We start from the raw sequence: 24,356 nt of genomic DNA, 5'->3' as shown, positions 1-24,356 counted from the left end.
TATGGCACTTCCTGACAATACCGATCCCCGTAAGGTGGAAGATCAAGCCTTCCAGGCACGGGTGGACACGATGATCCAGCGGGGCGAACTCCAGTTCACCCCCTGGGCGCGTTCGAGCCGTCCTGCGAGTGGCTGGAATCTCGAAGCCTTCCAAGGTCTCTTGAAGAACAGCACTCCGAATACTCCAGCTTTCGAGGGAGCATCAACGCCCATGAGCTGGCTCAAGCTCGCCAAGGATGACATCGGTGGGGCAGAGGGCAATGAGTCCTTTGCGTATCACGGACTTCTATCGGCTGAGCGCAAGGCCGGCAAAGTTCGTGTGACCGATGGAGACAACGTCAACGGCCACGAGGTCAGCGTGGGCTACGGCTTCAACCTGACCCAGTCCGGCGGGCGGGAACTGTACGAGGCCGCTGTCGGCCGGGACGGCCCTGCCTACGAGGACGTTCTCAACGGGCGCAAGCCCATCTCCCAGGCCAACGCTGTAGCGCTGCAGGAGTACATGATTCTGAAGAAGAACGCTGTGCTAAACAGCATGCTTGGCGACACGCCAGTCCGTGACCATCAGCGAGCAGCCCTCGTCTCGATGCTCTACCAAGGAGTGGTCCCGCGAGCGGCCGTAGATGCCATCAAGCGCGGAGAATCGGACGCCAATGTGGCAGACATCATTCGCCAGAGCGGCCCGGCCCGCTTCCAGACTCGCCGCAACCACGAGGCCTCGCGCTTCCTGGGCGCAGCCGCCGAGAAGTACTTCGACAACTCGTCGAACGGGCTCCCCGGGCGAACCCAGGCGGTCGAAGTGAATCCCAGGGATCGCAGATGACCACGGGCGAGCACATCGAATGCAGGACCAGCAACGGGCATACCGTCTTGCTGGATCGCGGGGATTGGCTCACTATCGCGCCTTTACTGGATGCTGGCGTCCGCCTGCAGTCGCGCATGCACGTCCGGGACGGTCTTCGGGTCCTCCTACGCGAGTACGGGCGGCAGGGCGAGCCGCAGCGCACCATGTTGCTGTCCAAGGTGCTCCTGAACGCTTCGGCGCATCAGGTGGTTGCGATGCTCAACGGTCCTCTTGACCACCGGCGCCGCTTCATGGTCCTGGAGGACGCAGGGCGCCAGCAGGCATGGTCCAGCCGTATCCACAAGGCGCAACTCGGATAAGCGTCCGCTGGCTACGGCTGCTTGAAGCTGTCGTTGAACCGGAGTTTGAGCAGACTGACCAGTTCATCTATGGACAGGGCATCCTTGCGTCTGTGAAGCATTGAATGGCAGTTGGGGCATACCGGCCGCAGATCGTTTTCAGGGTCCAGTAGGTATTCCTCGCCGATGGTATGGATCGGCTTCAAATGGTGCACATGTATAAAACCTGCACCAAGCTCGCCATACACAGCCCCAAAATCGAAGCTGCATACAGTGCAAACAGTTCCCCACCTCTTGATGCATCGAGGCTTTGCAGTCGGATCGCGTTCGTAAGCATTGACAGTCACCTGCTTCTTCGCGCCTTCGACAACTCCCCGAAGTGTGCGCAGGTCGTCAGGATGCGTGTTCTTGTCCGGGAAACCCCACCGCACTTCGATGGGAATCGTGTCCTGAACACTTACGGGACTACCTGCCCCAGCGTAGGTGAAGGGGTCATGGTCGGCAAGACGAAAGAAAACATGAACGGGGGCAGACCCAGACACCAGGTCGCCGAACGCGGGGTGAGCTAGCTTCGCCCCTTCTCTCGGATGCCAGACGAGTTCATCACCGTCGAAGAAGTTGTTGTAGTTGTGCCCTGTGCGCCCGGCAATGTCGATGTTGCAGAAAATGAAGTGCTCGCCTTCATGTCTGGCGTGGCCGGTATCCCATTTGCCGCCCTTCGTTCCCTCAACGCCCAGCAGCTGACGTATCGCTGCCCGTGTGTATTGCTGATCGATTACGAACATGGTCTCTCTTCCCTCATCGATGGAGCGCCAATACTAGTCAGGTCAGCCGTATTGGCGTTTCCTCAGGCTTGGCAATTCGGGACTTGTTGAGCGTTCCCGGCCTTAAAACCTTCCCCAGAAATTCCTCAGCACTGCTTCGCCCCGCCGCGCAAGCAGGCGCCCCCGTTGGGGGTGGGGTCGATGGCTGGCAAAAAACCGAGGGCCGCCTAGGACAGCCTGGGTCAGTTGGGCATGAAAAGGCCGGCGCTGTGGCCGGCCCTCGTAGGTGCGATACGCCCAGCTACAGGGCCATGCCGTCCCGCGCCCGCATGATCGTCTGTCGGCTCGTGCCCATGGCGCGGGCAATGGCCGCGACGGCCTCACCCGCCGCGAGGCGCTGACCGACCTCAGCCACCTGGGCCGCTGAGAGCGCCGAGGGGCGGCCCAGGGCCTTCCCTTCGGCCTTAGCACGGGCGAGGCCGGCCTGAGTCCGCTCCACCAACAAGTCCCTTTCGAACTCGGCAACGGCAGCGATGACGCCCATGGTCATCTTGCCTGCCGCGCTGGTCAGGTCCACGCCGCCCAGGGCGAGGCAATGCACCCGGACTCCCAGGCCCGTCAAGGCTTCCACCGTCGCACGAACATCCATCGCATTCCGGCCGAGCCGGTCCAGCTTGGTCACCACCAGCACGTCCCCGGACTCCAGCTTGTCCAGGAGCTTCCCGAAGCCCGGGCGCTCCGAGGCGGGTACAGAGCCCGAGACCGTCTCTGTGATGGCCCGGGCGGGTTGCACAGCGAAGCCAGCCGCAGCGATCTCCTGTAGCTGGTTGTCGGTGTGCTGTTCGGCAGTCGAGACGCGGCAGTAGGCGAAGACTCGGGACACAGTAAAGGGCTCCTGTACGAAAAGGAAGTCCGAATCATCCGCCATGTCCAAAATACTGTCAAGCTAGTTTTTGGACAGTACGACAGGACATGTCCGTAATCGCTCGATTTTGAACACCGTAAGCGCATTTGCATGGGGTGCAAGGGGGCCACCCAGGCCCCGGGTCATTCCGCGCCCGAGGCTGTCTTGGTCTTCTGCGGCCCCGCACCGCGCACCTCCCGTCTCCCAGCGAGCCCGACGGTTCGTGCGGCCGTTTTTGGTTTTTGTCTTCGAAGGGACGTGTGCACTCCCAAGCCACTGTTTTTTTGTGGACGGAGTCGTCGCTCACTGTGCTACCAAGCCCATGGAGTGCCTCGTGACCATGCCTCTCCCGCCCCCCGCCCCCTTTCGAAGGCCCCGGAACTTACCGCTTGGGCAACGTCGGGCACTCGGTCATGCATTACCCGATAGACAAGTTGATCAAGAAGGGTAACGATTCGTTTTGATTTGAAAACTTGCATTTCATACTGCGATATATGACACATCGGAAGCTTCGCATTTATTTCTCTGGATTTTTCAATGTAAGTCCTGAGCTGGTTCAGCAATACGGCGCTTTCGATATCTCATTGATTAACGACCTCCCGCTCTTTGTCGACCCGTTCCTGCTTTTCAACAGCGACAATGAAAAGTACCGAGAACTTCACGAAGAAATGATCAAATACATGATGTTCCTTAAGGAGCGGTCGACTGGCACTCTTCAAAATGGTTTACTAAAGGCATGGTACTTTTTTCCAGAGGTTCGCCAAAACTGGATGGGATTTAGTCGGTCAGGCAATCAGGGACGAGGCCTTGGCAGTGACTTTGCCAAGGCACTCCGAAAAAACTTCGTTAAAACCTTTAAAGATTTCGGCAATGAAAAAAATACACACACCCATCTTGGAAAATTAACACTAATAAAGGATGGTGTAGGCAAAGATCAGATCAGCGATTTCACATGCAACTTGATCAAAGGATTTCTCGCAGAATACACCGAGGCCTTTGCACTTGCATATATCCCCAAAGAAAAACTGGGGAAATTTAATGTCGACAAGGTATCTTTTGACTATATAACCGAAAGCTGGAAAGCCAAGCAATTCACACTACCAAGATTGGGCAACGACTACGTCCTTCTTACGCCAGTGGATATATTGACCAAGGATGATGCTTGGATTTCGCACAACGGTTTCATCGAGGATTTCAGTCACGTTTTATCTTGCGTCGATAACGAACAACTTCGACATCAAGTAGGAAACTATTTAGCTAAAAACCTCCCAATTGAGCCAACAAAAAACGAAAAAGAAAAAGCGATAGAACTGGTTGTAGCAAAATATCCTTTTTTAATGGATGTTTACGTCAAACTTCGCGAGAACGCATCAGGCCAAGCTACACAAACTAGCGCCGAAAAAATTTCGGCGGCCCAAGAATTGTTTGTGGCAAATTTAACAAAATTGATCGGCCTTCTTGAAGATAGAACTGATTTTTTCAAAACCCCTACCTCAAGTCATGCAGCCGGAATGCAGCGTGTCCAATTCCTGAAACACGTCATAGAAAAACAGGACGGATACAGGTTGTTTTACGTTAAGGGTAAGCCAATATCCCGAGAGAGCGACCTGCAGATTATGTTCAAGTTGACGTGGTTCTCATCCGAATTCAGTGCCGATGCCGAAGTAAATAACGGCAGAGGCCCCGCCGATTTCGTTGTCTCCTACGGGAGCGCATCAAAAACGGTAATTGAATTCAAGTTGGCCAAGAATAGCCAATTGGAAAAAAACCTAATTAATCAGGCCGAGATTTATACCGACGCGTCGAGAGCAAGCACCCCTCCCATAAAGGCAATTCTTTACTTCAGCGTCAAAGAGCTGGACAAGGTTAAAGGCTATTTGCTTAAGCACAAGCTGCACAACTGCACTGACATCGTTTTGATCGACGCGACGAGGAAGGATTCGGCATCGAAAGCCGACGGAACCTAAAAAGCGGCGTCACTCAGCTATTACCAAGACGCAGGGGGGCCGCAAGAACCGCACCTCCGGAAGTCTCAAGGGGCCTCGACCGATTCCTATGGGGGCCTATCAAACAGGCTAATGCAGTCATCGAAATTGTCCTCCCTATGACGCAGGAGCGTGACATGCATTGAAAAGGTGTCTGGCGCGGCGACTTGATCGGCTTCGCGATGGCGGACGCATTCGAGACGCAAGGAATTTCGCCTCCCTTGACCCTTGAGTCACCCCTGACGACGCTGCGCTACCCGCTGCTCCAACATAGCGAGCGTAGAGCGCCGGTTAAACCGACCCGCCCTCGCCGGCCGCAATGAGGTAGCGGATATAGGCGACTCCGATGTATAGCGACAGTTCGGCCTCTGCCAGTAGCGGCTTCCCCGGCTGAACGTGTCCGTGGCGCACAAGGGGCGTGGCGTTCGCATAGACGTAAAGCCGCTCAAGGGCGTCGAGCAAATGCGTTGAGAACCGGGTGTCCTTGCGCATGAGCTTGATCGCATCGCCGAGAGTTGATGCCTTCGGGAAAAGGGCCTTCGAAACGCATTCGAGAGCGCTAACGATCTCCTTGATGCTGTTGGCTTCGTCCATGGGGTGCTGGTAGAGATAGGCTTGCGCCTTCTGGTAGTGCACACGGGCGTTCGCGAAGCGGTCTGCGAGTTGCGAGCCGGTTGATGCCATGCGCTTCCCAAGGTAGCTTGGCGTCTGGCGATGCAACTCCGAGCGGTCGTTCAGGCTCCAGCCGATCCGATCCTCTTGAAAGAGGTCGTTGACCTTGGCTTGATACGCCTCGAAGTGCTCAGGCTCGCCGAACGGCACATCGTCATCCTTCGCGATGAGCAGCTTGCCTGTCATTTCGACAAAGTCGTAGAACTCGGGCCAATCGCAATCCTTCAGGTGGGTCGTGAGCGCTCCCCACGAGCTTTCACGATCGTAGTCCCAAGTGTCGGCCTCATCTCGAATCAGGGCGATGAATGCCTCGTGCGTTTCTTGGGTATCGAGGGGCTCCTGGCGCTGGCCGTATCCGCGCAAAGTTGAGCCCACGAACTTACCGAGAACGCCCTTGATGTAGCCGATACGCAGGGGGCGCGGGGCGTCCTCTAGGATTGGCGTCTGATTGCCTTTGCTGGCTCTATGTCGGGCTGAGAATCGCATCGCTTTGTTCTGTGGGGGCCCGTCCATCGGGCATTCGAAGCGGCGGGATGATAGCCCGAGGGTGCTACATTCGGGCCCCGCCCGTGTGTACCAACCCGGTGTACTGCGCACGACGATGTCTTCATTTCCCCAATGAAGCGCGAGCAGGCCGATGGGTTCGATTCCCTTCACCCGCTCCAACCAAGGGTCCCAGGCGATCCTGAAGGCTCCCGAGAAGTCCTCACCAAATCCGATCCGATCGGACGGAGCTTCCCACCTGGCTGATCTCTGGCACCCCGCCTAGCCGATCAACATCGACGCCACCACTGCAACCAGCAGCCCGACATACACCCTGGCGTGTACCTGATCGGGAATCCGCCCGATGAACGGCGATGCCATGCGTATCCCGGCATATGAGCCCGCGACCAGGGCAAGGAACGCCCTCAGGTCCACATAGCCCACATACCCGGCCCCCAGGGACGCCATTCCACCCCAGGAAAGCGCCGCGTAAGTCGCGGTCCCGGCCAAGGCGACGGGAAGCGTCAGCGGATTGGCCATGGCCGTCGCGCCGGTCATGCTCACTCCTCTGCGGCGAAGCAACGGGACTGTCATGACGCTGCCCCCCACTCCAAGCAAGGCCGCGATCCAGCCAATGACGATGCCCGTCAATGCGTTTCGTGCCCGGGCGGGCCGGGCCTCCCGCGCCGGCTGCAGGAGAAAGCCGGGCCGGAGCCAGCAGTCCAGAACGGTCAGGCTGACGTAGGCGATGAAAGCCCAGCGCAACCAGCCGCCCTCCACCGCGGCCGCGGTTGCTGCCCCGAGCACGCTGCCGGCGGCAATGGCGAAGACCAGCGGCTTGATGACCGCCCAATCCAGCGATCCCGCGCGCTGGTGCTTCGCCGTTGCCATCGCCGATCCGAAGATCATCACGCACGTCGAGGTCGCAACCGCGATCTGCATCGCATGGGGCGCAGCCGGTGTTTCCGGTCCGCGCATGTGCGTCAGCAAGTGGTAGAGCAGCGGGACCACCACGAAGCCACCGCCGAAACCGAAGAGCACCGTGGTCACGCCGGCGAGCGTGCCGCAGGCGGCAAGCCAGAAATAGAGTTCCATCGCAATCCGTCCTTCGATGCCTGAAAGGTTATGGCTGCTGGCGCTGTCCGGCTTTCGGAGTCTGGACAAGAATGTTCGCGTTTCAGCCAACAGCGGATTTCGCGGATTTCGATGAGAAACGTACCTTTGGACAGCGTCGATGCACTCGAACGCGAAGTGCTCGCCATCGGCACCGACTACGCGCGCGGAACGCTACTGGAGATGCATCAGCATCGTCGAGCGCAGTTTCTCTACGGCGCGACGGGTCTCATGGAGGTAGGCACGGACGACGGCGCGTGGGTCGTGCCTCCGCATTGCGGGGTGTGGATCCCGGCGGGCAAACCGCATCGCGTACGCATGGTGGGTGTCAGCACGCGCAGCCTCTATATCGAGCCGAGGGCTGCGCCGCGCGGAGGGTCTCGCTGCGAAGTGCTGCTCGTCTCGCCTCTTCTGCGGCAGTTGCTGCTGGAGGCGACGGACGTGAAGGCGCTCTATGACGAACAAGGCAGGGACGGCCTGGTCATGCGCCTCGCGCTCGCGGAGATCGCGCGCGCGGCCACGCTCCCGATCTTCGCGCCGCTGCCCAGGCACGGCACGCTTCACGCCCTGTGCGTGGAGTTTCTCTACGCACCCGACATCCGCACCACCGCCGGTGAATGGGCGCAGCAACTGCACCGCAGCGAACGCACGTTCACGCGCTTCTTCCGCGCCGAGACCGGCATGGCCTTCGGCGAGTGGCGCCAGCACGCCTGCCTGATATCGGCGCTTTCCAGATTGGCCGAAGGGCAGCCGGTGACGGCCGTCGCGCTAGAACTCGGCTACGACAGCCCTGGCGCGTTCTCGACGATGTTTCGCCGCCGCCTGGGCTTCAGCCCGTCCGAGGTTGCGCGTTCGGTGTCCGGTCAACGCGCAGGCTGGCAAGTCGAATTGGGGCATTGAAGGCACGGACAGCCTCCCGGCGAACTCAGTTCTCGCTGAGCACTCCGAAATCGCTGTCGCCCTGCTGCACGGCATTCACCAGCTGCACCCGATTGCGCGCGGCAAAGCGGCGCCGCAGCTGCCGCATGTGGTAGTCCACGGTGTGGGACGACAGGTCCAGCCGGTTGGCGATCTCCTTGTCGCTGCGCCCCTGGAGCAGTTGCTGGAGGATGTCCTGCTGCGTCGCGGAGATCTCGATGCGGCCCGCGCCCGGCGCGCCGACGATGCGCGTGTGGCGCGACACGTATTCGTGCACGCCCAGCCCGAGGATCAGGCCCTGCCCGATCACGCTGTCGCTGATCCAGTCGCTCCCGGGCCTGCGCGACAGCAGGCTGATCACCGTGTGCTGGTTCACATGCGTGGGGGACGCCAAGCGAAACAGCAGCCCGCTGCGGATGCCGCTGGCATACAGGTCGTCGAGGAACCGCTGCCGCTCTTCGCTCAGCTCGTCCGAAATCTCCGCCGCCAGCGCCTCGAGCCGGGCCACGTCCCACGCCAGTGGAAGGCTCGACGCGGGCACGCCCTGCTGCCGAAGATCGACGCCGCAATAGTTGTGCGCGAAGTAGCGTCTGGTCCACTCGGGATTGGCGTAGGCGGTGAAGAAGCTCAGCGGCCACCAGTGGCCCCGCATGTACGCCACCGTGCCGTAGCCCAGCCAGTCGAAATCGAGCGCATGGAGCATGCTGCGCACCAGCGCCGCGCGGGCTTCGCTGCCGGGTGCATCCATCAGATTGCCGACGATGGCCGGCACGCCGCCAGCGTGAGGCGGCACGCTTCGCGGCATGTACAGGTGTTCTTCGGCATAGAACTGCGGAACCGGATTGGCGGGTTGCGGCTCCGCTTGCGGCCGCGGCACCGGATCGAATCCCTGCGCCTCGGAGGCCGGCGCAGGCGAGGCACGATGAAACAAGGTGGACAGAATCATGGAAGGCCTGATGGATGTGCCGCCATGCCGGAAAGGACGACGGACCTGGGTCAAAGTACCGCAAGGGCGTTGTCATCGCCTTGTAAATTTTTAGCTTCCGACGCATTTGCCAGGGCTCGCGCATCCAACTGAGTACCTTTGCTTGAACAATGCGCGACCTGCGCGGGTCCTCGCCGGGCCGAGGCTTCACAGATGACGACGGCGCTGGCATGCTTGCTGCACACAGCGCGAGGCAAAAGCCGAACCTCCGCACATCCCCCTTCCATGGCACTGCCCGCCTCCCAGTACTGGCGAGACACGGATCTCGCAGGACTCCAGTTCACAACCAACCGGTTTCGCCATCGCGAAGTCCGGCCACACCGGCACGTGGGCTTCACGCTCGCGGTGGCCGACACCGAACTCCAGGTGCGCAGCGGCACCCGCGTCACCGTCGTGCCGCCGGGTGCCCTGTTTCGCATTGCGCCGCATGTCTGGCACTCGGTGCAGGCGCGCACACATGCCTGGCGCGAAGACGCCCTCTTCTGCAGCCTCGCCGTGGCACGGTGCATCAGCCCCGCGGAAGATACCCCGCCGCTGGCACGGCTGGAGGACGATGCGGGAGTCTCGGTCTTCATCGACGCCTCCGCGGCGCTCGAATTCCTCGAATGCCACCGCCTGCTCTTCGTCCCCACAAGCACCGGCGATCCCGAGGACATCGCGGCGGGCCGTGCACTGCTTCGCCGGCGCCTCTCGCAATGGCTTCCCGCCCCCTCGCCCACGGAGGACGGAGCCCACGACGCAGAGCGCCCGCACCCCGACAGCGGCGACGAGCGCCTGAACCGGCTCTATGCCCTGATCGCATCGGGCTTTCATCAGCGCATGACGCTCGACAGCCTCGCCGATGCAGTCGGCTGGCACCCCGTGCACGTGCAGCGCCGGTTCACCGCCGCATGGGGCTTCACGCCGCACGAGATGCTGGTGGGCCACCGCATCGAGTACGCCCGCGACCTGATCGCCGGCGGCGCCCACGTCACCTATGCGGCGCATGCGGCAGGCTTCACCGACCAGAGCCATCTGCACAAGACCTTCATGAGCACCTATGCCGTGCTGCCGGGCGACTACCGCAGGCTCGCCGCGCTCGATGCGCTCCAACCGCCCTCGGCCAGGAACGGCATCGCCGGCTAACTCGCCGCCCCGGCTTCATCCGATGCCCTGCGCCCAACGCAGGAGCCTGGCGACGGGTGCATACAGCGAACGTGGAATCGGCTGGTCCACCGGCACCTCCGCATAAATGCGCTCGGCCAGCGAGGGCTCGAACTCCATCGGCACCAGGCCCTCGCCGGCAAAGCGCCGGATCTGCGCGGCCACCTCGCCCTCGCCGCGCGCGATCACGCGCGGCAGGTCGTTCTCGCCGAGGTACTGCAGCGCGACGGCCGTGCGGGCCGAATGGATCACGGCCGAGGCCATGCGCACGCGGTCGCCCAGGCTGGCGTACACCGCCTCGAAGTGCGCGGAGCGGCGGCGCGACTGGTTGACCGGATCGCCCTCCACCTCCTTGTATTCCTGCCGGACCTCTTCGATCGACATGCGCTGCTGCTTCATGAACTCGTAGTGCTCGTGCGTGTAGTCCACCGCGGCCATCAGCGCATAGATCACCGTTGCCCAGCCGAAGGCCACGAGCACCATGTGCGCCGCGGCGGTCATGGTGGCCGCGGGGCTCGCGTAGCCGAGCTTGAGCGAGGTATCGACGAAGCCGCGCACGATCACGAACATCAGGCCCGCGAGCAGCATCGTCTTCAGGCTCATCTTCAGCAGGTTGATGAGATTGCGGGTGGAGAAGATGCGCTGCAGCCCCTGGGCCGGGTTCATGCGGTTCACGTCGGGCTTGAGGCGCTCCCACGCTGCCACGCCGCCCACCTGGGCCAGGGAGCCCACGATGCCAGCCACGGCAGCGATGGCCATGATGGGCAGCGTGCCCCACAGCAGCGCCTCCCCGGTATGCAGCAGCAACTCGTCGAAGCGGTCCTCCGGCCGCGTCAGCAGGCTGGTGCTGGTGGCGTGCAGCCAGAGCTCGCGCAGCAGGCTGTAGAGCACCCCGCCGCCCAGCCACATGCAGACCACGACCACGGCGAACACCGCCGTCGAGGCCACGTCCGAACTGAAGACCACCTCGCCGCGCTTTCGCGCGTCGCGCAGCCGCTTGGGAGTGGGGTCCTGGTCTTTCTCCGCCATGGCCGAAGGGCGCTAGAGCGTAGCGCGCAGGAAGTCGAGCACGCCGTTCTCGGGCCGCAGGAATTCCTGCAGCGACTCGTACACGAAGAAGACGAACAGCAGCATCATCAGGTGCGCCAGCAGGCTCTTGAGAGGCTGCGAGAACACGAACACGTTGAGCTGCGGCGCCACGCGGCTGACCAGGCCCATGCCCAGTTCCACCAGCAGCAGCACGAAGATGACCGGCGAGGCCAGCTTGACGATCCACAGGAACAGCGTGTCCCCCTGGCGGATCGCGAACTGCTCGATCACCAGCCCCAGGTTCGGAAAGAACGAGGCCACGGGCCACAGCCGGTAGGAGTCGACGACTACGCCCAGCATCGCGAGCAGCCCGCCGGCCGAAACGAACAGCGTGATCACCATCCAGCCGAGGAACTCGCCCGTGGGCCCGTTCTCGTGACCCGCCACGGGATCGAAGAAGGACGCGTTGCTGGAGCCGGTCTGGAAGTCGATCAGGTCGCCCACGCTCTGCACCGCCCAGATGAAGATGCCGAAACCCAGCCCCAGCATCAGGCCGATGAAGGCCTCCTTGCCCGCGATGAGCACCCAGGTGCCGATGGAGGCAGCAGGCATGTCGCCCGCCACCGGCGACATGAACAGAGCGAGCATCAGCAGCAGGCCGTTGCGCACGGTGCCGGTGATCATGCCGCCGGAGAGAAAGGGCACCACCGCGAAGATCGCGAAGAGCCGCGGCAGGGTCAGCACCACCGACGAGAAGAATCTCTCGAAGCTGGCCAGTTCGATGGAGGGGTCCATGGCGATCCGTGCGTTCCCGCGCGCCTACGCCGAGCGCCGCGCGGCCCATGCCTGCGACGTGGCTTCCTCGGCCGCTTCGTCGAGCCGCTGCTCCTGCAGGCGCTGCCGCTCGCCTCGGCTGCGCTGCTGCATCTGCTGCGCCTTCTCGACCTCTGCGCTGGCGGCGCACAGCTTGCGGCGGCTGGCTTCCAGCGTGCTCTCGCGCAGCGCGTGGGCCTGCCCGGCCTGCGCGGCAAGCCGGCTCGCCTCGACGATCCGCGCATCGAGGGCGGCGCTCCAGGCACCCGCGTGGCGCAGCTGCGCCACGCTGCATTGCCCGTCCGTCAGCGCGCCGGCGGTCGCCTGCCAGTGCGCGGCCTTGCTCTGCACCTGCTGCTGCTGCCACGCCTGGGCCTGCTGCAGCTCGGCGCGGCTCTGCTCGGCGGCGGCCCGGTCGCGCGCGACGACACCCATGGCAACCGTCTTCTGGCGCTCGCGCACGCCCACCAGCAGCTTCCAGTCGATGCCTGCGCTCACCGGCCCGGCTCCCACGAGGCGCCGCCGAACCGCTGCAATGCCTCGATCGACTGCGCATAGGGCAGGCTCGCATCCGGCGGCTGCGACAGAAAGTCGAGCATCGCCGGCCGCGCACCGATTGCCTCGTCGGCCAGCGCGTCGCCGCCTGCCTTGTATTCGCCGATTTGCACGAGCAGCTCCATCTCCTGGTACTTGGCCAGCAGGCTGCGAAAGTGCGCCGCCGCCGCGCGGTGCTCGCGCGAAGTCACCAGCGGCATCACACGGCTGATGCTCGCCAGCACGTCGATCGCCGGATAGCGGTTGGCCGCAGCGGCCTTGCGCGACAGCACGATGTGGCCGTCGAGGATGGATCGCACCTCCTCGGCGATGGGGTCGCTCTCCTCGTCGCCCTCGGTCAGCACCGAGTAGACGGCGGTGATGGAGCCCGTCCTGCCCTGCCCCGCGCGCTCCAGCAGCTGCGGCAGCATCGAGAAGATCGACGGTGGATAGCTGCGCCGCGTGGGCGGTTCGCCGCTGGCCAGGCCGATCTCGCGCTGGGCGCGCGCGAAGCGCGTGAGCGAATCGACCAGCAGCAGCACCTTCTTGCCCTGGTCGCGGAAATGCTCGGCGATGGTGGTCGCGGCATAGGCGGACTTGATGCGCTCCATCGGCGGCCGGTCGGAGGTCGAGACCACCATCACCGTCTTCGCCAACCCCTCGGCGCCGAGGTTGTGCTCGATGAACTCCTTCACCTCTCGCCCGCGCTCGCCGATCAGCGCGATCACGTTCACGTCGGCCGTCGCGCCGCGCGCGAGCATGCCCAGCAGGGTGCTCTTGCCCACGCCCGGCGGCGCGAACACGCCGACGCGCTGCCCTTCGCCGAGCGTGAGCAGGCTGTCGACCGCGCGGATGCCGGTGGCCAGCGGCGCGTCGATCATCCGGCGCGCCAGCGGGCTCACGGGATCGCGGTGCACCGGCAGCAGCGTGCGGGTCCTGAGCGGGCCCCGTTCGTCGATGGGCTGGCCCAGCGCGTCCAGCACGCGTCCCAGCAGGCCCGTGCCCACCGGGCAGACGTGACCGCGCCCCGTGGGCAGCACTTCGGTCAAAGCCGAGATGCCGGTGATCGGCCCGAGCGGCGTGAGGACGGCGGTGTTGTCGCGGAAGCCGACCACCTCGGCCAGCAGCGGCGGCTCGCCCGGCGTGACCAGTTCGCACAGCTCGCCCACATGGGCCTGGATGCCCGATGCGTCGATCAGCATGCCCACCGCCTTGCTGACGCGCCCGCGGATCGCCACCGGCGTGACGCGGCCCAGCGCCTGTTCCAGTTCGGCGACGATGCCAAGCGCCGCGTCGGACACCGGGTTCACGATTGCGCCCCCTCCCGGGTCTCGGCGAGGCCGCCGCGCTCCACCGCGCGCCGGAACGCGGCGAGCTGCGCGTCCACGCCGATGTCCAGCACGCCGGAGGCCGTCTGCACCACGCACGCGCCGACGGGCAGCGCCGCATCGGCCACGAAGTGCACGGTCATGCTCCAGTTGGCCTCGCCGCGCAGGCGCGCAATCACCCCGCGCAGGATCGCCTCCTGCGCGGGCGCCACGCGCACGGTGATGAAGGGCTCCTGGCGGATCAGCGTGTCGACGCGCAGCAGCGCCGCCTCGAACAGCGCCGCCGGGTCCGCATCGGCGATGAACTGCCCCACGGCCTTGACGACGACCTGCGCCATGGACGTGCGCAGCGCATGCAGCTGTCGCTCGGTGGCCATGGTGTCCGTCACCAGCTGGGTCGCGTATTCCTCCTTGGCGCGCCGCAGGCCCTCCTCGTAGCCCTGCCTGCGGCCGGCCTCGGCGTCCTGCGTGGCCTGCTGCACGATGCGGCGCGCCTCGCGCCGGGCCGTCTCGACCACGGTCGATGCGTCGAGCAGCGCCGCGTATTCGTGCTCCTTCAGGACCTTGCGCTCGCTCAGGAGCTGCAGGTTCTCGGTGGTGATCAGAAAAGCCAGTCCCATTGCGGCAGTCTTTCGGGGACGATGCACGAGAGCATCAATTCGTTGAGTTGCTGGAGTTGGCGCTGCTGCAACTGCGGCACGCCGAGCGCCGAGACGCGGCGCGGCAGCTTGTGCCCCAGGCGGCGGCGGACCGTCTCGCCTTCGGCCGCAGCCGTGGCAAGCAGCAGCCGGTGGCCGCGCTCGACGGCGACCCGGCCGGCCGACAGGGGCCGCTGCTGCAGCAGCGCGTTGTCCATGCGCAGTTCGGTGAGCAACGGCACCCGGTCGAGCACGAAATCCACCGCATCGGCATCGAAGCGGCGGGCCTGGCGGCGGATCTGCGCGCCCGCGCCACCGCGCAGCCGGAACAGCGGCAGGTGCACGCAGAAGCCGAGGTATGCGGCGAGCCGCCGCAGCGCGTCGGCATCGAGCAGCGCCACGCGCTTGAAGCGTGCGTCGAAGTTGTAGTCGGCGCTGCCGGCGTCCGGCCCCTGGGCTCGCCGCAGCTGGTCGGCGAGCACCGCGCGGCCCGCCTCCCCCAGCCGTGCCGGGACGCGGTGGCGCGACGGCCAGTCGGCAGGCAGCCAGCTTGGGTGAAGACCGATCTCGGGGTGCAGGTTGAAGCGCACCACCAGGCGCACGAGGTCCATCGGGCCGGTTCCGGCCTGCGGGGCTTCGTGGGTGGCGGGGGTAGGTGCCGGCATTCCTGTTCCGGATCAGCGCCTGAACACCTGGCGGCGCGTCCAGCTGCGCCAGTCCACGCCCTGCCTGCGCAGCAGCGCCGGCAGCACCAGCAGGCAGACGGCGGCCAGCAGCAGCAGCCCCAGCAGCACCATCGCCGTCGACGCGGGGAACAGGCCCAGCACCATCGCACGCTCCCTGGCGCCGCCCGCCAGGGTCGCAGCCGACGCCACCGGTCGGCGCGCCTCGAAGAGCGACAGCGACACCTGGTCGTGGCTCAGCCCCTCGATGCTGTGCGCCACCATGTCCTTCACGGTCGGCGCCAGCAGCCGGATGTCCACATCCGGCCGGTGCTTGATGAACACCGCGGCCGACGACGGCCGCATCTTCTCGCTCAGCGGGTCGTTGGCCGGGATCACCACGTGCACGCGCGCGGACACCACGCCGTCCACGTTGCGCAGCGTCTGCGAGAGCTCCTGCGAGACCGCGTAGATGTAGCGCATGCGCTCCTCGGAGGGCGTGGACACCAGGCCCTGCTTCTGGAACACCTCGCCCATGGTGGCGAAGCGCTCGTGGGGCAGGCCCTGGGCACGCAGCACGTCGAGCGCGACGCCCATGCGGCTCTCGTCCACCTCGACCTGCCAGTTGCTGCCCTCCACGCGGCTCTTGGCCGCGTCGATGCCCTCGGCCGACAGCGCAGCGACAATCTCGTTGGCCTCCTGCTCGTTGAGGTTGGAGTACAGGCCGACCTTGCAGCCGCCCAGTGCCGCCAGCAGGGCCAGCGCCGCGAGCCAGCGGCCGCGGCGCGCAAGGAATGAAGAAAGAGTGCGGGACAGCGGCTTCACGGCATCCTCATTGCTGGTTCTTCAGCAAGGTGCCGAACAGGCTGGTGGCGGCGCTCGCCAGGCCCGTGGAAATGTGCATCTTCGCGAACATCATGTGCGCCTCCATGGCGTGGTCGGTCATCGCGAACATGGTCTTGATAGGGTCGGACATGTCGATCGACTCGAGCATGCTGCGGCGCATCTCCTCGTAGGAGCGCACGTTGCCGGAGAACTGGGCCGCGAGCGCCTTGGCGGCGTCGCCGAGCGCGCTGGGCGCGGCCACCGAGGACGGCGGCGCCTGCACGCCCTGCATCATGTTGGCGAACATCCGGGTCTCGCCCGGATCGAGGCGCGAAGGCGCGCCGGCCTGCTGCTGCGCGGCGGCCGCGGACACGCCGGCCGGCGGCGCGCCTGCCGCGACCAGCGCGGTGGGATCGGTCATGGTTCACCTCCTGGGGGAAAAGGCCGCGCGATGCGACAGGGCATCGCGCGGACCTGCTTACGAGGACTTGGCCGACTGGCGGATGTCGTTGCCGGTGGACTTGGCCACCTCGCCGCCCGCGGCGCTCGCACCATTGACCGTGTGCGCGGTGGATGCCGCGCCCTGGATGCTGGTGGAAGCGGCCATGCTGGCCGACATCAGCCGCGCGTTGTCGGCTGCGGCCTGGTTCATCTGCTGGATAGAGCTGTCAACTGCGCCTGCCATGTGTATCTCCTGGTCAAGAAAGGATTGATTTACGAGGGTCGAAACGCTCCGCCCCGGCGGGACGGAACCATTCCACGCGGCGCACGGATGCGGCGCCGCATGAAATCCGGGATGCGCGCGAGGCGGGCTCTGCCGATGGCCATGCCTTCACCTCCCGCGCCTGTTGTTGCTGTCGGGCACGCCACCGCTCAGGACCAGCCCGTCGGCGTCGATGCGCTTGAGTTCGGCACCGGATCGCAGCACCGCGCCTTCGTAGTAGCGGCTGCCGTTCGACAGCTGGATGTGCCGCAGGCCGTTGCCGTCCTCGGTGATGCTCACCATGCGCGCCGGCAGCACGCTCTGCCAGCCGTCCCACTGCGCGCGCACGTCGGCGTCCTTGTTCTCGGCCACGGGCTTCTCCCGGTACTGGACCTTGTCGAAGACCAGCACCGACGGATGCAGGTCTTCGCTGAGCCTGCGGATCTTCTGGCGCACCGCGGCGTCCTCCACCGTGCCGGTGAGCACCAGCCGGCCCTGCCCCGTGTACGCGACCGCCACACCGGGGTCGCCCACATAGCGGCGCGCCTGCTCGACCATGTCCTCGGCCGAGTGCACGTTCACGCCGACCTGGCTGCCGAAGGGCTCCATCGCCTGCTGCAGGGCCTCGCGGCGCTGCCTCGACTCCACGTAGCCCTTCACGCCGAGCCGCCCGCCCTGCGCGGCCACCACTTCCACCTCGGGGAACGGCACGAGCGCCTTTTCCACCGCGGCCAGGTCCACGTGTCCGGCGCGGCGCGCGCTCGCGCCCGCGTCGCCGAGCGACACGGCGGCCAGGCCGATCACCGCAAGCAGGGCCATCACGCCACCCGCCCAATAGCCGAGGCGCCGCCGCGAGGAAGCCCCGGACGTGCCCGCCGGCGCGCCCTCGCCAGGCCGCGCCTCGTACTCCGGGGCGAACATGCGGTCCTCGCGCACGTCCGGCACATAGCTGCGGTCGAGCTGGAAGTCGATCTGCCCGAGGCTCACCACGTCGCCCGCGACCACGCTTCTGCGCGCCTGTCGCATGTCCTCGCCGTTGAGCCGCGCCGAAGCCGTGCTCAGGCGCTGCATCGACACCACCAACTCTCCCACGGTGAACGCCAGGTGGCGCGGCAGCACGTCGCCGCCGGGCAGCATCACCTCGCAATCGCCGCCTGAGCCCAGCACGTTGAGCCCGGGCTTGAGCGCGATGGTGCGGCCCTTCACCGCGCCGCTGAGGAAGCGCAGGCACCAGCCGTCGCCCAGCGCGGGGCGCTCCGGCCGTGCCATGCCGGCCGCTTCCGCCGGCACGTCGCCGCCGTCGAAGGAAATCTCTTGCGGGTCGTGCATGCTCAGCCTCCCACTTCCGGCAAGGGCAGCGCCGGCACGTTCGCCGTGGCGCCCGGCAGCACCAGGCGCGGCGTCAGCAGGTAGAAGCGCTCCATGTTGGACTGCTTCTTCTCCGTCGACCTGAAGAGCCCGCCGACGCCGGGAATATCCTTGAGCAGTGGCACGCCCGTGACCGCATTGCTCTTCTCCTCCGACGAGTAGCCCGCGATCAGCAGGCTCGCGCCCTCCTCCACGAGCGCCTGCGTGTTGACCGTGCGGCGGCGCACGATCGGGATCTTGTCGACCGACATCGGACTGAGGTCGCCGTCGACGATGTCGATGGACATCATCACGCCGCGCGAGGCCTTCTCGTCGATGACCAGCGGCGTCACCCGCACCGCGGTGCCCGCCGTGATGCTGAACAGCCCCGCGTCCTGGAAGCCGTCCACCCGCACGTAGAACTCGCTGAGGTTCTCCAGCACGGCCTCGGTGTTGTCCAGCGTCATCACCTTCGGGCGCGCCACGAAGTTCGCGTTGCCGTTGGTGGCCAGCGCGGTCACGCGGGCCAGCAGGTAGTTGCGCGCGCTGTTGCCGATGGCGGCGGTGAACATGCCGCCCAGCGGCGTGAGCGGATTGCCCGAGCCGTCGGCGCTGCCGATCTGCCCTGCCTCGCTGCCTGTGCCGCCCCAGGTCAGCTGCCCGCGATCGCCGCGGCCGGTCTGGAAGTCGGCATGCCGGCCATGCAGGCGCCAGTCGATGCCCAGGCTGTTGAGCGTGTCGGAGCTGATGTCCATGATGGTCACTTCGATCTCGACCAGCCGCGGGCGCACGTCCATCGACTCGATCAGCTTCGCGTACTGGGCCATCTTGTCGGGCATGTCGCGCACCAGCACGGCGTTCATGCGCGTATCGGCCTGGAACTGCGGCAGTTCGCCACCCGCGAGGTTCGCGATGCCGCCCTGCGCGATGGCTTCGCTGCCGGCCCCGGCGATCTCGACCTTGGGCGCGTTGATGGTCTCGCCGCTGCGCAGCTTGATCTGCCGGTTCGGGCCCAGCGACATGCCGCCGCTCATGCCTCGCGGGCCGCCGCTGCCGCTCGGCGCGTTCCCGCCGCTGCGGCCATAGAGGCTGCGCAGCACGTTGGCCACGCCGGGAATGACCGTTTCCTTTCCCGAGCGGTTGATCCGGAAGTCCGAGGCCCAGGCGTACTTGAGCGGAAACAGCCGGATCTCGGCGCCCTCGGCCATCGCGCTCTTCTGGTCGGCCAGCTTCACCGCCTGGCGCACCATCTCGACGTAGCGGCGCGGCCCGGTCACGTACACGCTGGCGTCGCGCTCGCTGATGCTCAGCGGATAGCGCTCGTCGGAGATGTGCAGGCGCACCAGCGTCTCGGCGATGCGCCCCGCGTTCTCGGCCGCGATGGGCAGCACCTCGCTTTTCGCGTCGGAGGCCAGGTCGACGAACAGGAAAGCGCCGTCGAAGTACCAGGTCAGCCCGTTGACCGCGCACACGCTGTTGAGCGTGCTCAGGGCGGGGCCGGCGAACTTGCCGCTGATGGTGCCGGCCACCTTGGAGTCGATCACCGCCGTGATGTTCTGCGACGAGGCCAGCTCGCGCAGGAAGTCGGCCAGCGGCTTCTCGTTGGCAACGATCTGGAACGGCCGATTGCTCCAGCGCAGTTCGGCCGCACGGGCCTGCGCGCACATGGCCAGCAGCACGAGCGCGGCGCAGCCCCACAGCACGAGGCGGCGCTGGCAGAAGGCTTTCAGGCGCGGGGCGGTCATCTCGGGGAAATGCATCTTCACGGCAGGGAACTCAGCGCCTGGATGGCACGCTCCGCGAAGCGCATCACGTCGCGCCCCATCCAGCCAGCGGTGGCGATGATCGCGACCATCACCGCGATCAGCCGGATCGACTGGCCGATGCTCTGGTCCTGCACCTGCGTTACGGCCTGCAGCACGGCCACCACCAGGGCAGTGACCGTTGCCACCGCCACCACCGGCAGCGAGATCCACAGCACGAGGAGCAGGCCTTCGCGCGTGATGTCCAGGATGTTCTGCGGAGTCATGGCGTTGTTTTCGCGGTGCGCCTTCGAAGGCAATGGGATGTTCATCAATGGGCCTGGGGGTTGGTGACCCAGCCCACCGGCTGCAGGGCCACGTCTTCGTCGACTTCCTGGTAGGACAGCACCGGCAGCAGCGGCGCCACCGGCTCGATCAGCGTCTTGATGTAGCGGCGCACGTCCGACGAGGCGATGGCCACCACGCGGGTCGCGGCCGATCCGAGGATGCGGCGCACCTGCTCGCGGATGTCCTGCGTGACGGCCGGGCTCAGCAGCAGCAGGTTGCCGCGCGGCGAACGCTCGATGGCGTTCTGCACCCGCTCCAGCAGGCTGGACTCGAACAGGATGGCCTCGAGCTGGCGGTTCGGGCCCACATAGCGGCTGGTGATGTAGCGGCCGAGATCGATGCGCACCAGTTCGGTCAGCGCTATCGCGTCCTGCTCCTTCGGCGCCCATGTCGCGAGGCACTCGAATATCGCGTGCAGGTTGCGAATCGGAATGCCCTCCTGCAGCAGCCGGCGCAACACCTCGGCGATGCGCTGGCTCGACGCCACCCGCGCCACCTCGGCCGCGAGCTCCGGCGCGTCGCGCTGCACCGAATGCAGCAGGCGCTGCACTTCCTGCAGGCCGATGAGCTCGCGCACATTGCGGCGCACGGCGTGGTCCAGGTGCAGGCCCACCACCTCCTCGTTGTCCCAGCTCGTGGAGCCGGCTGCTTCGCCCTGCACCCAGACGACCCGAGCGAAGGGGCCGAAGGGCTCGGCCACCTCTGCGCCTGCCGGCGGCGCCGCAGCCTCGGCCGGATCGAGCATGCGCCACCCCGGCCTGAGCGTGCCCTGCGACACCGCGACGTCGTGCACCAGCACCTGGTAGGCGTGTTGGGCCAGGCCGTCCGCGTAGGCGAGCTGCAGGCGCGGGAACACCGGGCCGAGATCGGATTCGACCGCGGTCTTGACCCTGGCCAGCTGCAGGTCGAGCGCGTGGCGGTCGACGCCGCCGCGCAGGCCGCTGGACAGCCGCACCGCCAGTGGCGCCGCGATGGCATGGTCGCCGTCGGCGTCCTCCAGGGCGTCGCCCTCGCGGTGCGAGATCCAACCCGGCGTCTGGTTCTTGCGACGCCTCATGCGCACCGCGAAGCCCAGGCCCAACAGCGCCGCCGCCAGCAGGCCGAACACCCACTTCGGAAAGCCCGGCACGACCAGGAAGCTCGCGACCGCAAGGCCCGCGATGATCAGCGCGCGCGGATGCGCCATGAGCTGCTGCCCGATCTGGCTCGCCAGCTGCGTGTCGCGGCGCTCGCCGGTGCTCACGCGCGTGATGACGATGCCCGCCGCGATCGACACCAGCAGCGACGGGATCTGCGAGACCATGCCGTCGCCCACCGTGAGGATCGCGTAGCGCTGCAACGCGCCGCCCAGGCTCATCTCGTGCATCATCGTGCCGATGGCGATGCCCGCGAGGATGTTGACCAGCGCGATCACGATGCTCGCGATGGCGTCTCCCTTGACGAACTTCATCGCGCCATCCATCGCGCCGTGGAGCTGGCATTCCTGCTCCAGCATGTGGCGGCGCTTCTGTGCCTGTGCGGACGACAGCACGCCCGCGCGCACGTCGGCATCGATGCTCATCTGCTTGCCGGGCATCGCATCCAGCGCGAACCGCGCCGCCACCTCGGCCACCCGCTCGGAGCCTTTCGCGATCACGATGAACTGCACGATCGCGATGATCAGGAACACCACGCCGCCGACCACCACGTTGTTGCCGACGATCAGCTTGCCGAAGGTGTCGATGATGTGGCCCGCATTCGCGTGCAGGAGGATCAGCTTGGTCGATGCGATGTTGAGCGCAAGGCGAAACAGCGTGGTGAACAGCAGCAGCGACGGAAAGGTCGACAGCGACAGCGCCGATGGCACGTACATCGCCACGATCAGCAGCACCAGGCTGATGGCGAGGTTGCTCGCGATCAGCAGGTCGAGCAGCGGCGTCGGCAGCGGCAGCACGAAGAGCGCGACGATCACCACCAGCAGGCCCGCCAGCAGCAGATCGTTGTAGCGGCCGGCGCTGCCCAGAAGGTCGCGCACGCCGCCGCGGTAGGCGGCAAAGGATCGCGGAGAACTCGCCATGGTGTCTTTGTCTTGCGGGTGTCCCGAAGTACCGGGCGGTGCCTGTCGCATCGCTTCGCTTCGTCGTCGGTCGCGAGGAATGTCGCGTCGCGACGGACTCTATGCGCCGCCCTCCATTCGCGGCAACCACGAGTTTTCGTAGATCGCCGCCGTGTGTGGCGCGCGCGGCACTACGTGTTTGCGGACTACCTCCGCGCAACACCTCTGGCTAAGCTGCCGGTCCCGATGCGAACCGAATCGCATTGCTTCAAGGCGTGAAGAAGGTGAAGAAAAACAGAGCCGCCCGCATCGGCGCATCGAACGAAGGTGTGCATGCCTGACGCAAGCGCCGACGCAGTCATGGAACTCGGCGAAGCCCGCGCATTGCCGCGCGCCGACGCCGCCAATGTGCGCGCGCTGAACCGTCTGTACGGCGCGTCGCCGTTGCCGGACATCGCGGCCGCACGCGGTGCCCGCTACCGCATCCGCTGGCACCACGACACGGCCTTCGCCCTCACCGCGCGCGAGAGCTTCCGCTTCAGGCTGGGCTCGCACGTCGGCCATCTCGCAATGGACGCACCGAGCCTGCAGGCACTGCTGGCAGAACGCCGCATCGACCTGCTGCCGCGCGACCTGCGCTACATCCTGCTCGCCGATGCGTTGCATCCGCTGATCGACGCGCTCGAGAAAGCGCTGCGCCTGCATTTCGAGTGGCAGCCTTCGGAAGCGGAAACGCGCGACATGCACGAACACAGCCATCGGGCGCTGCCTTCGCAGGGCGATCCCGGGCACGCGGCCTTCTTCGTCGCCATGCCTCTGGAAGGCAGCACCGTGCTGCGCGGCTACGTGCAGTTCGAGGACGCGGCCACGCTCGACACGCTGGTGCCGGCGGCCACCGGCGCGCATCACAACGCCTACGCAGCCGACGCCTTCGACGCGCTGCGCCTGCCCGTGAGCTTTCGCCTCGGCAGCACGCCGATCCGCCTGCGCGAGGTCGGAAGCATCCGCCCCGGCGACATCGTCGGCATCGAGCAGTGGAGTTCCTCGGGTGCCGCCATCGTGGTCACGGCGGAGCTGGGAGGTTCCGCCGGGCGGCATCTTTCCGCCTTCGCCGAAGGCTCGCGCATCACCGTCCAGCAATCGAGAAACAGTGCCATGAAGCCAGACATTCCCGCCCTCGCGGCCGATACCGCGGACAACGCCAACCTGCCGATCGACCGGCTCGACGCGCTGGAGGTCACGCTGCGCTTCGAGGTGGGCGACCTGTCCGTGTCGCTCGGCGAACTCAGGAGCATCCGCGCCGGCCATGTCTTCGACCTGGGCCAGCCGCTCAACCGCAGCCCCGTTCGCATCCTTGCGCACGGCAACGTGCTGGGCAAGGGCTATCTCGTCGCGGTGGGCGACCGGCTGGGCGTGCGCGTGTCGGAGTTCGCGCCCGGCGAAGTCTGAGGGGCCGCCCCTCATCCGATCCATACCCATGCAAGGCGGACTTCCCGAACCCCTCATCCTGGTCGCGCTGATCGTCGCCTTCGGCATCGCGCCGTTCGTGGCACTGATGGTGACGAGCTACACCAAGCTGGTCATCGTGTTCGGCCTGCTTCGCACTGCCCTGGGCCTGCAGCAGACACCGCCCAACATGGTGCTCAACGGCATCGCGATCATCCTGTCGGTCTACATCATGGCGCCGGTGGGCATGGACATCGGCGACGCCCTGCGCGGCCGCAGCTTCGGCGCCAAGGGCGAAGGGCTCGGCGACATCATGGCCGTCATCGACGCGGCCAAGGCGCCGGTGAAGGAGTTCCTGCAGAAGCACACGCACGAGCGCGAGCGGCAATTCTTCCTGAAGTCGGCGGCCAACATCTGGCCGAAGGCGCGCGCGGAACAACTGAAGGACGACGACTTCATGGTGCTGGTGCCCAGCTTCACGCTCAGCGAGCTCACGCGCGCCTTCCAGATCGGCTTCATCATCTACCTGGTGTTCGTGGTGGTCGACCTGATCGTCGCCACGGTGCTGCTGGCGCTGGGCATGTCGATGATCTCGCCCACCACCATCTCGCTGCCGTTCAAGCTGCTGCTGTTCGTGATGCTCGATGGCTGGACGAGGCTGGTGCACGGGCTCGTGCTGTCGTACCGATGACCTTCCTCCACGCATGCCTCTTCGGTTGCTGCATGCAGGAGAAGCTGCTTCGGATTCGCCGCGCGAGCACTCCCGTCTACGAGAACTCGTTGTTGCCCACGCACG

General features: G+C 65.7%; 25 protein-coding genes. 7 read left to right on the top strand and 18 right to left on the bottom strand.

Annotated elements, in window-relative coordinates; translation table 11 throughout:
• Window position 1: 1 nt before the first annotated feature.
• A complete protein-coding gene (locus tag ACAM57_RS12580) occupies window positions 2-823 on the top strand; it encodes a hypothetical protein (protein WP_369661876.1) in 822 nt (273 codons plus the stop codon).
• Window positions 820-1,164, top strand: a complete 345-nt coding sequence (locus tag ACAM57_RS12575) for a hypothetical protein (RefSeq protein WP_369661875.1) — start codon at window positions 820-822, stop codon at window positions 1,162-1,164. The genes ACAM57_RS12580 and ACAM57_RS12575 overlap by 4 nt, the downstream gene beginning before the upstream one ends.
• Window positions 1,165-1,175: 11 nt before the next feature.
• Here the strand turns inward: ACAM57_RS12575 and ACAM57_RS12570 are convergent, their stop codons facing one another.
• Entirely contained in the window at window positions 1,176-1,928 is a 753-nt protein-coding gene (locus tag ACAM57_RS12570) for an HNH endonuclease (protein WP_369661874.1), read from the bottom strand.
• Between the two features lie 280 nt (window positions 1,929-2,208).
• The gene (locus ACAM57_RS12565; protein WP_369661873.1) at window positions 2,209-2,790 is read right to left on the bottom strand and encodes a recombinase family protein; all 582 of its coding nucleotides are present in this window, start codon (window positions 2,788-2,790) and stop codon (window positions 2,209-2,211) included.
• Window positions 2,791-3,305: 515 nt separating this feature from the next.
• Between ACAM57_RS12565 and ACAM57_RS12560 the strand changes: the two genes are divergently transcribed.
• Complete coding sequence (locus ACAM57_RS12560; RefSeq protein ID WP_369661872.1) at window positions 3,306-4,778, top strand: hypothetical protein; 1,473 nt, start codon at window positions 3,306-3,308, stop codon at window positions 4,776-4,778.
• Window positions 4,779-5,087: 309 nt separating this feature from the next.
• Here ACAM57_RS12560 and ACAM57_RS12555 read toward each other — a convergent pair whose 3' ends face one another.
• Both ACAM57_RS12555 and ACAM57_RS12550 read right to left on the bottom strand, forming a co-directional pair.
• Window positions 5,088-5,954, bottom strand: a complete 867-nt coding sequence (locus ACAM57_RS12555) for a hypothetical protein (protein WP_369661871.1) — start codon at window positions 5,952-5,954, stop codon at window positions 5,088-5,090.
• Window positions 5,955-6,233: 279 nt separating this feature from the next.
• A complete protein-coding gene (locus ACAM57_RS12550; RefSeq protein WP_369661870.1) occupies window positions 6,234-7,046 on the bottom strand; it encodes a sulfite exporter TauE/SafE family protein in 813 nt (270 codons plus the stop codon).
• A 111-nt stretch (window positions 7,047-7,157) separates the two neighbouring features.
• Between ACAM57_RS12550 and ACAM57_RS12545 the strand changes: the two genes are divergently transcribed.
• The gene (locus ACAM57_RS12545) at window positions 7,158-7,964 is read left to right on the top strand and encodes a helix-turn-helix domain-containing protein (protein WP_369661869.1); all 807 of its coding nucleotides are present in this window, start codon (window positions 7,158-7,160) and stop codon (window positions 7,962-7,964) included.
• Window positions 7,965-7,989: 25 nt separating this feature from the next.
• Here ACAM57_RS12545 and ACAM57_RS12540 read toward each other — a convergent pair whose 3' ends face one another.
• Entirely contained in the window at window positions 7,990-8,928 is a 939-nt protein-coding gene (locus tag ACAM57_RS12540; RefSeq protein WP_126022065.1) for a LuxR family transcriptional regulator, read from the bottom strand.
• A 264-nt stretch (window positions 8,929-9,192) separates the two neighbouring features.
• Here ACAM57_RS12540 and ACAM57_RS12535 point away from each other — a divergent pair, with 264 nt between their 5' ends.
• Window positions 9,193-10,092 (top strand): AraC family transcriptional regulator, encoded by a 900-nt coding sequence (locus tag ACAM57_RS12535; RefSeq protein ID WP_165909624.1) that lies wholly within the window; start codon window positions 9,193-9,195, stop codon window positions 10,090-10,092.
• A gap of 15 nt (window positions 10,093-10,107) precedes the next feature.
• On the opposite strand, the gene ACAM57_RS12530 is transcribed toward ACAM57_RS12535, so the two are convergent.
• The 13 genes from ACAM57_RS12530 to sctV form a co-directional block, all read right to left on the bottom strand.
• Window positions 10,108-11,139 carry an EscU/YscU/HrcU family type III secretion system export apparatus switch protein gene (locus tag ACAM57_RS12530; RefSeq protein ID WP_184637161.1) on the bottom strand — a complete coding sequence of 344 codons (1,032 nt, stop codon included), beginning with the start codon at window positions 11,137-11,139 and terminating at the stop codon, window positions 10,108-10,110.
• A 12-nt stretch (window positions 11,140-11,151) separates the two neighbouring features.
• The gene (sctT, locus tag ACAM57_RS12525) at window positions 11,152-11,934 is read right to left on the bottom strand and encodes a type III secretion system export apparatus subunit SctT (protein ID WP_184637159.1); all 783 of its coding nucleotides are present in this window, start codon (window positions 11,932-11,934) and stop codon (window positions 11,152-11,154) included.
• A gap of 24 nt (window positions 11,935-11,958) precedes the next feature.
• Window positions 11,959-12,450: a serine kinase gene (locus tag ACAM57_RS12520; RefSeq protein WP_369661868.1), complete on the bottom strand. Its 492-nt coding sequence runs from the start codon at window positions 12,448-12,450 to the stop codon at window positions 11,959-11,961.
• Window positions 12,447-13,787, bottom strand: coding sequence for a FliI/YscN family ATPase (locus tag ACAM57_RS12515; protein WP_369662430.1), 1,341 nt, complete (start codon window positions 13,785-13,787; stop codon window positions 12,447-12,449). Before ACAM57_RS12515 ends, ACAM57_RS12520 begins: the two co-directional genes overlap by 4 nt.
• Window positions 13,788-13,792: 5 nt before the next feature.
• Complete coding sequence (gene sctL, locus ACAM57_RS12510) at window positions 13,793-14,434, bottom strand: type III secretion system stator protein SctL (RefSeq protein ID WP_369661867.1); 642 nt, start codon at window positions 14,432-14,434, stop codon at window positions 13,793-13,795.
• Window positions 14,416-15,117: a SctK family type III secretion system sorting platform protein gene (locus tag ACAM57_RS12505; RefSeq protein ID WP_126022059.1), complete on the bottom strand. Its 702-nt coding sequence runs from the start codon at window positions 15,115-15,117 to the stop codon at window positions 14,416-14,418. The genes sctL and ACAM57_RS12505 overlap by 19 nt, the downstream gene beginning before the upstream one ends.
• 12 nt (window positions 15,118-15,129) lie before the next feature.
• Window positions 15,130-15,939 (bottom strand): type III secretion system inner membrane ring lipoprotein SctJ, encoded by an 810-nt coding sequence (sctJ, locus tag ACAM57_RS12500; RefSeq protein ID WP_311737005.1) that lies wholly within the window; start codon window positions 15,937-15,939, stop codon window positions 15,130-15,132.
• A 7-nt stretch (window positions 15,940-15,946) separates the two neighbouring features.
• Window positions 15,947-16,360 (bottom strand): hypothetical protein, encoded by a 414-nt coding sequence (locus ACAM57_RS12495; RefSeq protein WP_369661866.1) that lies wholly within the window; start codon window positions 16,358-16,360, stop codon window positions 15,947-15,949.
• Between the two features lie 57 nt (window positions 16,361-16,417).
• Entirely contained in the window at window positions 16,418-16,624 is a 207-nt protein-coding gene (locus tag ACAM57_RS12490; RefSeq protein WP_021004014.1) for a hypothetical protein, read from the bottom strand.
• 147 nt (window positions 16,625-16,771) lie between these two features.
• Window positions 16,772-17,971: an FHA domain-containing protein gene (locus ACAM57_RS12485; protein ID WP_369661865.1), complete on the bottom strand. Its 1,200-nt coding sequence runs from the start codon at window positions 17,969-17,971 to the stop codon at window positions 16,772-16,774.
• Between the two features lie 2 nt (window positions 17,972-17,973).
• On the bottom strand, window positions 17,974-19,749 hold the full coding sequence (sctC, locus tag ACAM57_RS12480; RefSeq protein ID WP_184638715.1) for a type III secretion system outer membrane ring subunit SctC: 1,776 nt from the start codon (window positions 19,747-19,749) through the stop codon (window positions 17,974-17,976).
• Window positions 19,750-19,751: 2 nt separating this feature from the next.
• A complete protein-coding gene (gene sctS / locus ACAM57_RS12475; protein WP_126022057.1) occupies window positions 19,752-20,018 on the bottom strand; it encodes a type III secretion system export apparatus subunit SctS in 267 nt (88 codons plus the stop codon).
• Between the two features lie 44 nt (window positions 20,019-20,062).
• A complete protein-coding gene (gene sctV / locus ACAM57_RS12470; protein ID WP_126022056.1) occupies window positions 20,063-22,135 on the bottom strand; it encodes a type III secretion system export apparatus subunit SctV in 2,073 nt (690 codons plus the stop codon).
• Between the two features lie 312 nt (window positions 22,136-22,447).
• On the opposite strand from sctV, the gene sctQ reads away from it, so the two are divergent.
• Both sctQ and sctR read left to right on the top strand, forming a co-directional pair.
• Window positions 22,448-23,563 carry a type III secretion system cytoplasmic ring protein SctQ gene (gene sctQ / locus ACAM57_RS12465; protein WP_369661864.1) on the top strand — a complete coding sequence of 372 codons (1,116 nt, stop codon included), beginning with the start codon at window positions 22,448-22,450 and terminating at the stop codon, window positions 23,561-23,563.
• A 28-nt stretch (window positions 23,564-23,591) separates the two neighbouring features.
• Complete coding sequence (sctR, locus tag ACAM57_RS12460) at window positions 23,592-24,251, top strand: type III secretion system export apparatus subunit SctR (RefSeq protein ID WP_184637146.1); 660 nt, start codon at window positions 23,592-23,594, stop codon at window positions 24,249-24,251.
• Window positions 24,252-24,356 lie beyond the last annotated feature (105 nt).

Source organism: Variovorax sp. V15, assembly GCF_041154425.1.
Lineage (GTDB): Bacteria > Pseudomonadota > Gammaproteobacteria > Burkholderiales > Burkholderiaceae_C > Variovorax > Variovorax guangxiensis.
Note: the sequence above shows the minus strand (reverse complement) of the source record. Positions and strands in the feature narration are given on the sequence as shown.

Excerpts from the sequence above, each read along its gene's own strand:
- ACAM57_RS12580 (WP_369661876.1), top strand. The coding sequence starts at position 2 with ATGGCACTTCCTGACAATACCGATCCCCGTAAGGTGGAAGATCAAGCC.
- ACAM57_RS12575 (WP_369661875.1), top strand. The coding sequence starts at position 820 with ATGACCACGGGCGAGCACATCGAATGCAGGACCAGCAACGGGCATACC.
- ACAM57_RS12570 (WP_369661874.1), bottom strand. The coding sequence starts at position 1,928 with ATGTTCGTAATCGATCAGCAATACACACGGGCAGCGATACGTCAGCTG.
- ACAM57_RS12560 (WP_369661872.1), top strand. The coding sequence starts at position 3,306 with ATGACACATCGGAAGCTTCGCATTTATTTCTCTGGATTTTTCAATGTA.
- ACAM57_RS12555 (WP_369661871.1), bottom strand. The coding sequence starts at position 5,954 with ATGCGATTCTCAGCCCGACATAGAGCCAGCAAAGGCAATCAGACGCCA.
- ACAM57_RS12550 (WP_369661870.1), bottom strand. The coding sequence starts at position 7,046 with ATGGAACTCTATTTCTGGCTTGCCGCCTGCGGCACGCTCGCCGGCGTG.
- ACAM57_RS12545 (WP_369661869.1), top strand. The coding sequence starts at position 7,158 with ATGAGAAACGTACCTTTGGACAGCGTCGATGCACTCGAACGCGAAGTG.
- ACAM57_RS12540 (WP_126022065.1), bottom strand. The coding sequence starts at position 8,928 with ATGATTCTGTCCACCTTGTTTCATCGTGCCTCGCCTGCGCCGGCCTCC.
- ACAM57_RS12535 (WP_165909624.1), top strand. The coding sequence starts at position 9,193 with ATGGCACTGCCCGCCTCCCAGTACTGGCGAGACACGGATCTCGCAGGA.
- ACAM57_RS12530 (WP_184637161.1), bottom strand. The coding sequence starts at position 11,139 with ATGGCGGAGAAAGACCAGGACCCCACTCCCAAGCGGCTGCGCGACGCG.
- sctT (WP_184637159.1), bottom strand. The coding sequence starts at position 11,934 with ATGGACCCCTCCATCGAACTGGCCAGCTTCGAGAGATTCTTCTCGTCG.
- sctL (WP_369661867.1), bottom strand. The coding sequence starts at position 14,434 with ATGGGACTGGCTTTTCTGATCACCACCGAGAACCTGCAGCTCCTGAGC.
- ACAM57_RS12505 (WP_126022059.1), bottom strand. The coding sequence starts at position 15,117 with ATGCCGGCACCTACCCCCGCCACCCACGAAGCCCCGCAGGCCGGAACC.
- ACAM57_RS12495 (WP_369661866.1), bottom strand. The coding sequence starts at position 16,360 with ATGACCGATCCCACCGCGCTGGTCGCGGCAGGCGCGCCGCCGGCCGGC.
- ACAM57_RS12490 (WP_021004014.1), bottom strand. The coding sequence starts at position 16,624 with ATGGCAGGCGCAGTTGACAGCTCTATCCAGCAGATGAACCAGGCCGCA.
- ACAM57_RS12485 (WP_369661865.1), bottom strand. The coding sequence starts at position 17,971 with ATGCACGACCCGCAAGAGATTTCCTTCGACGGCGGCGACGTGCCGGCG.
- sctC (WP_184638715.1), bottom strand. The coding sequence starts at position 19,749 with ATGCATTTCCCCGAGATGACCGCCCCGCGCCTGAAAGCCTTCTGCCAG.
- sctS (WP_126022057.1), bottom strand. The coding sequence starts at position 20,018 with ATGACTCCGCAGAACATCCTGGACATCACGCGCGAAGGCCTGCTCCTC.
- sctV (WP_126022056.1), bottom strand. The coding sequence starts at position 22,135 with ATGGCGAGTTCTCCGCGATCCTTTGCCGCCTACCGCGGCGGCGTGCGC.
- sctQ (WP_369661864.1), top strand. The coding sequence starts at position 22,448 with ATGCCTGACGCAAGCGCCGACGCAGTCATGGAACTCGGCGAAGCCCGC.
- sctR (WP_184637146.1), top strand. The coding sequence starts at position 23,592 with ATGCAAGGCGGACTTCCCGAACCCCTCATCCTGGTCGCGCTGATCGTC.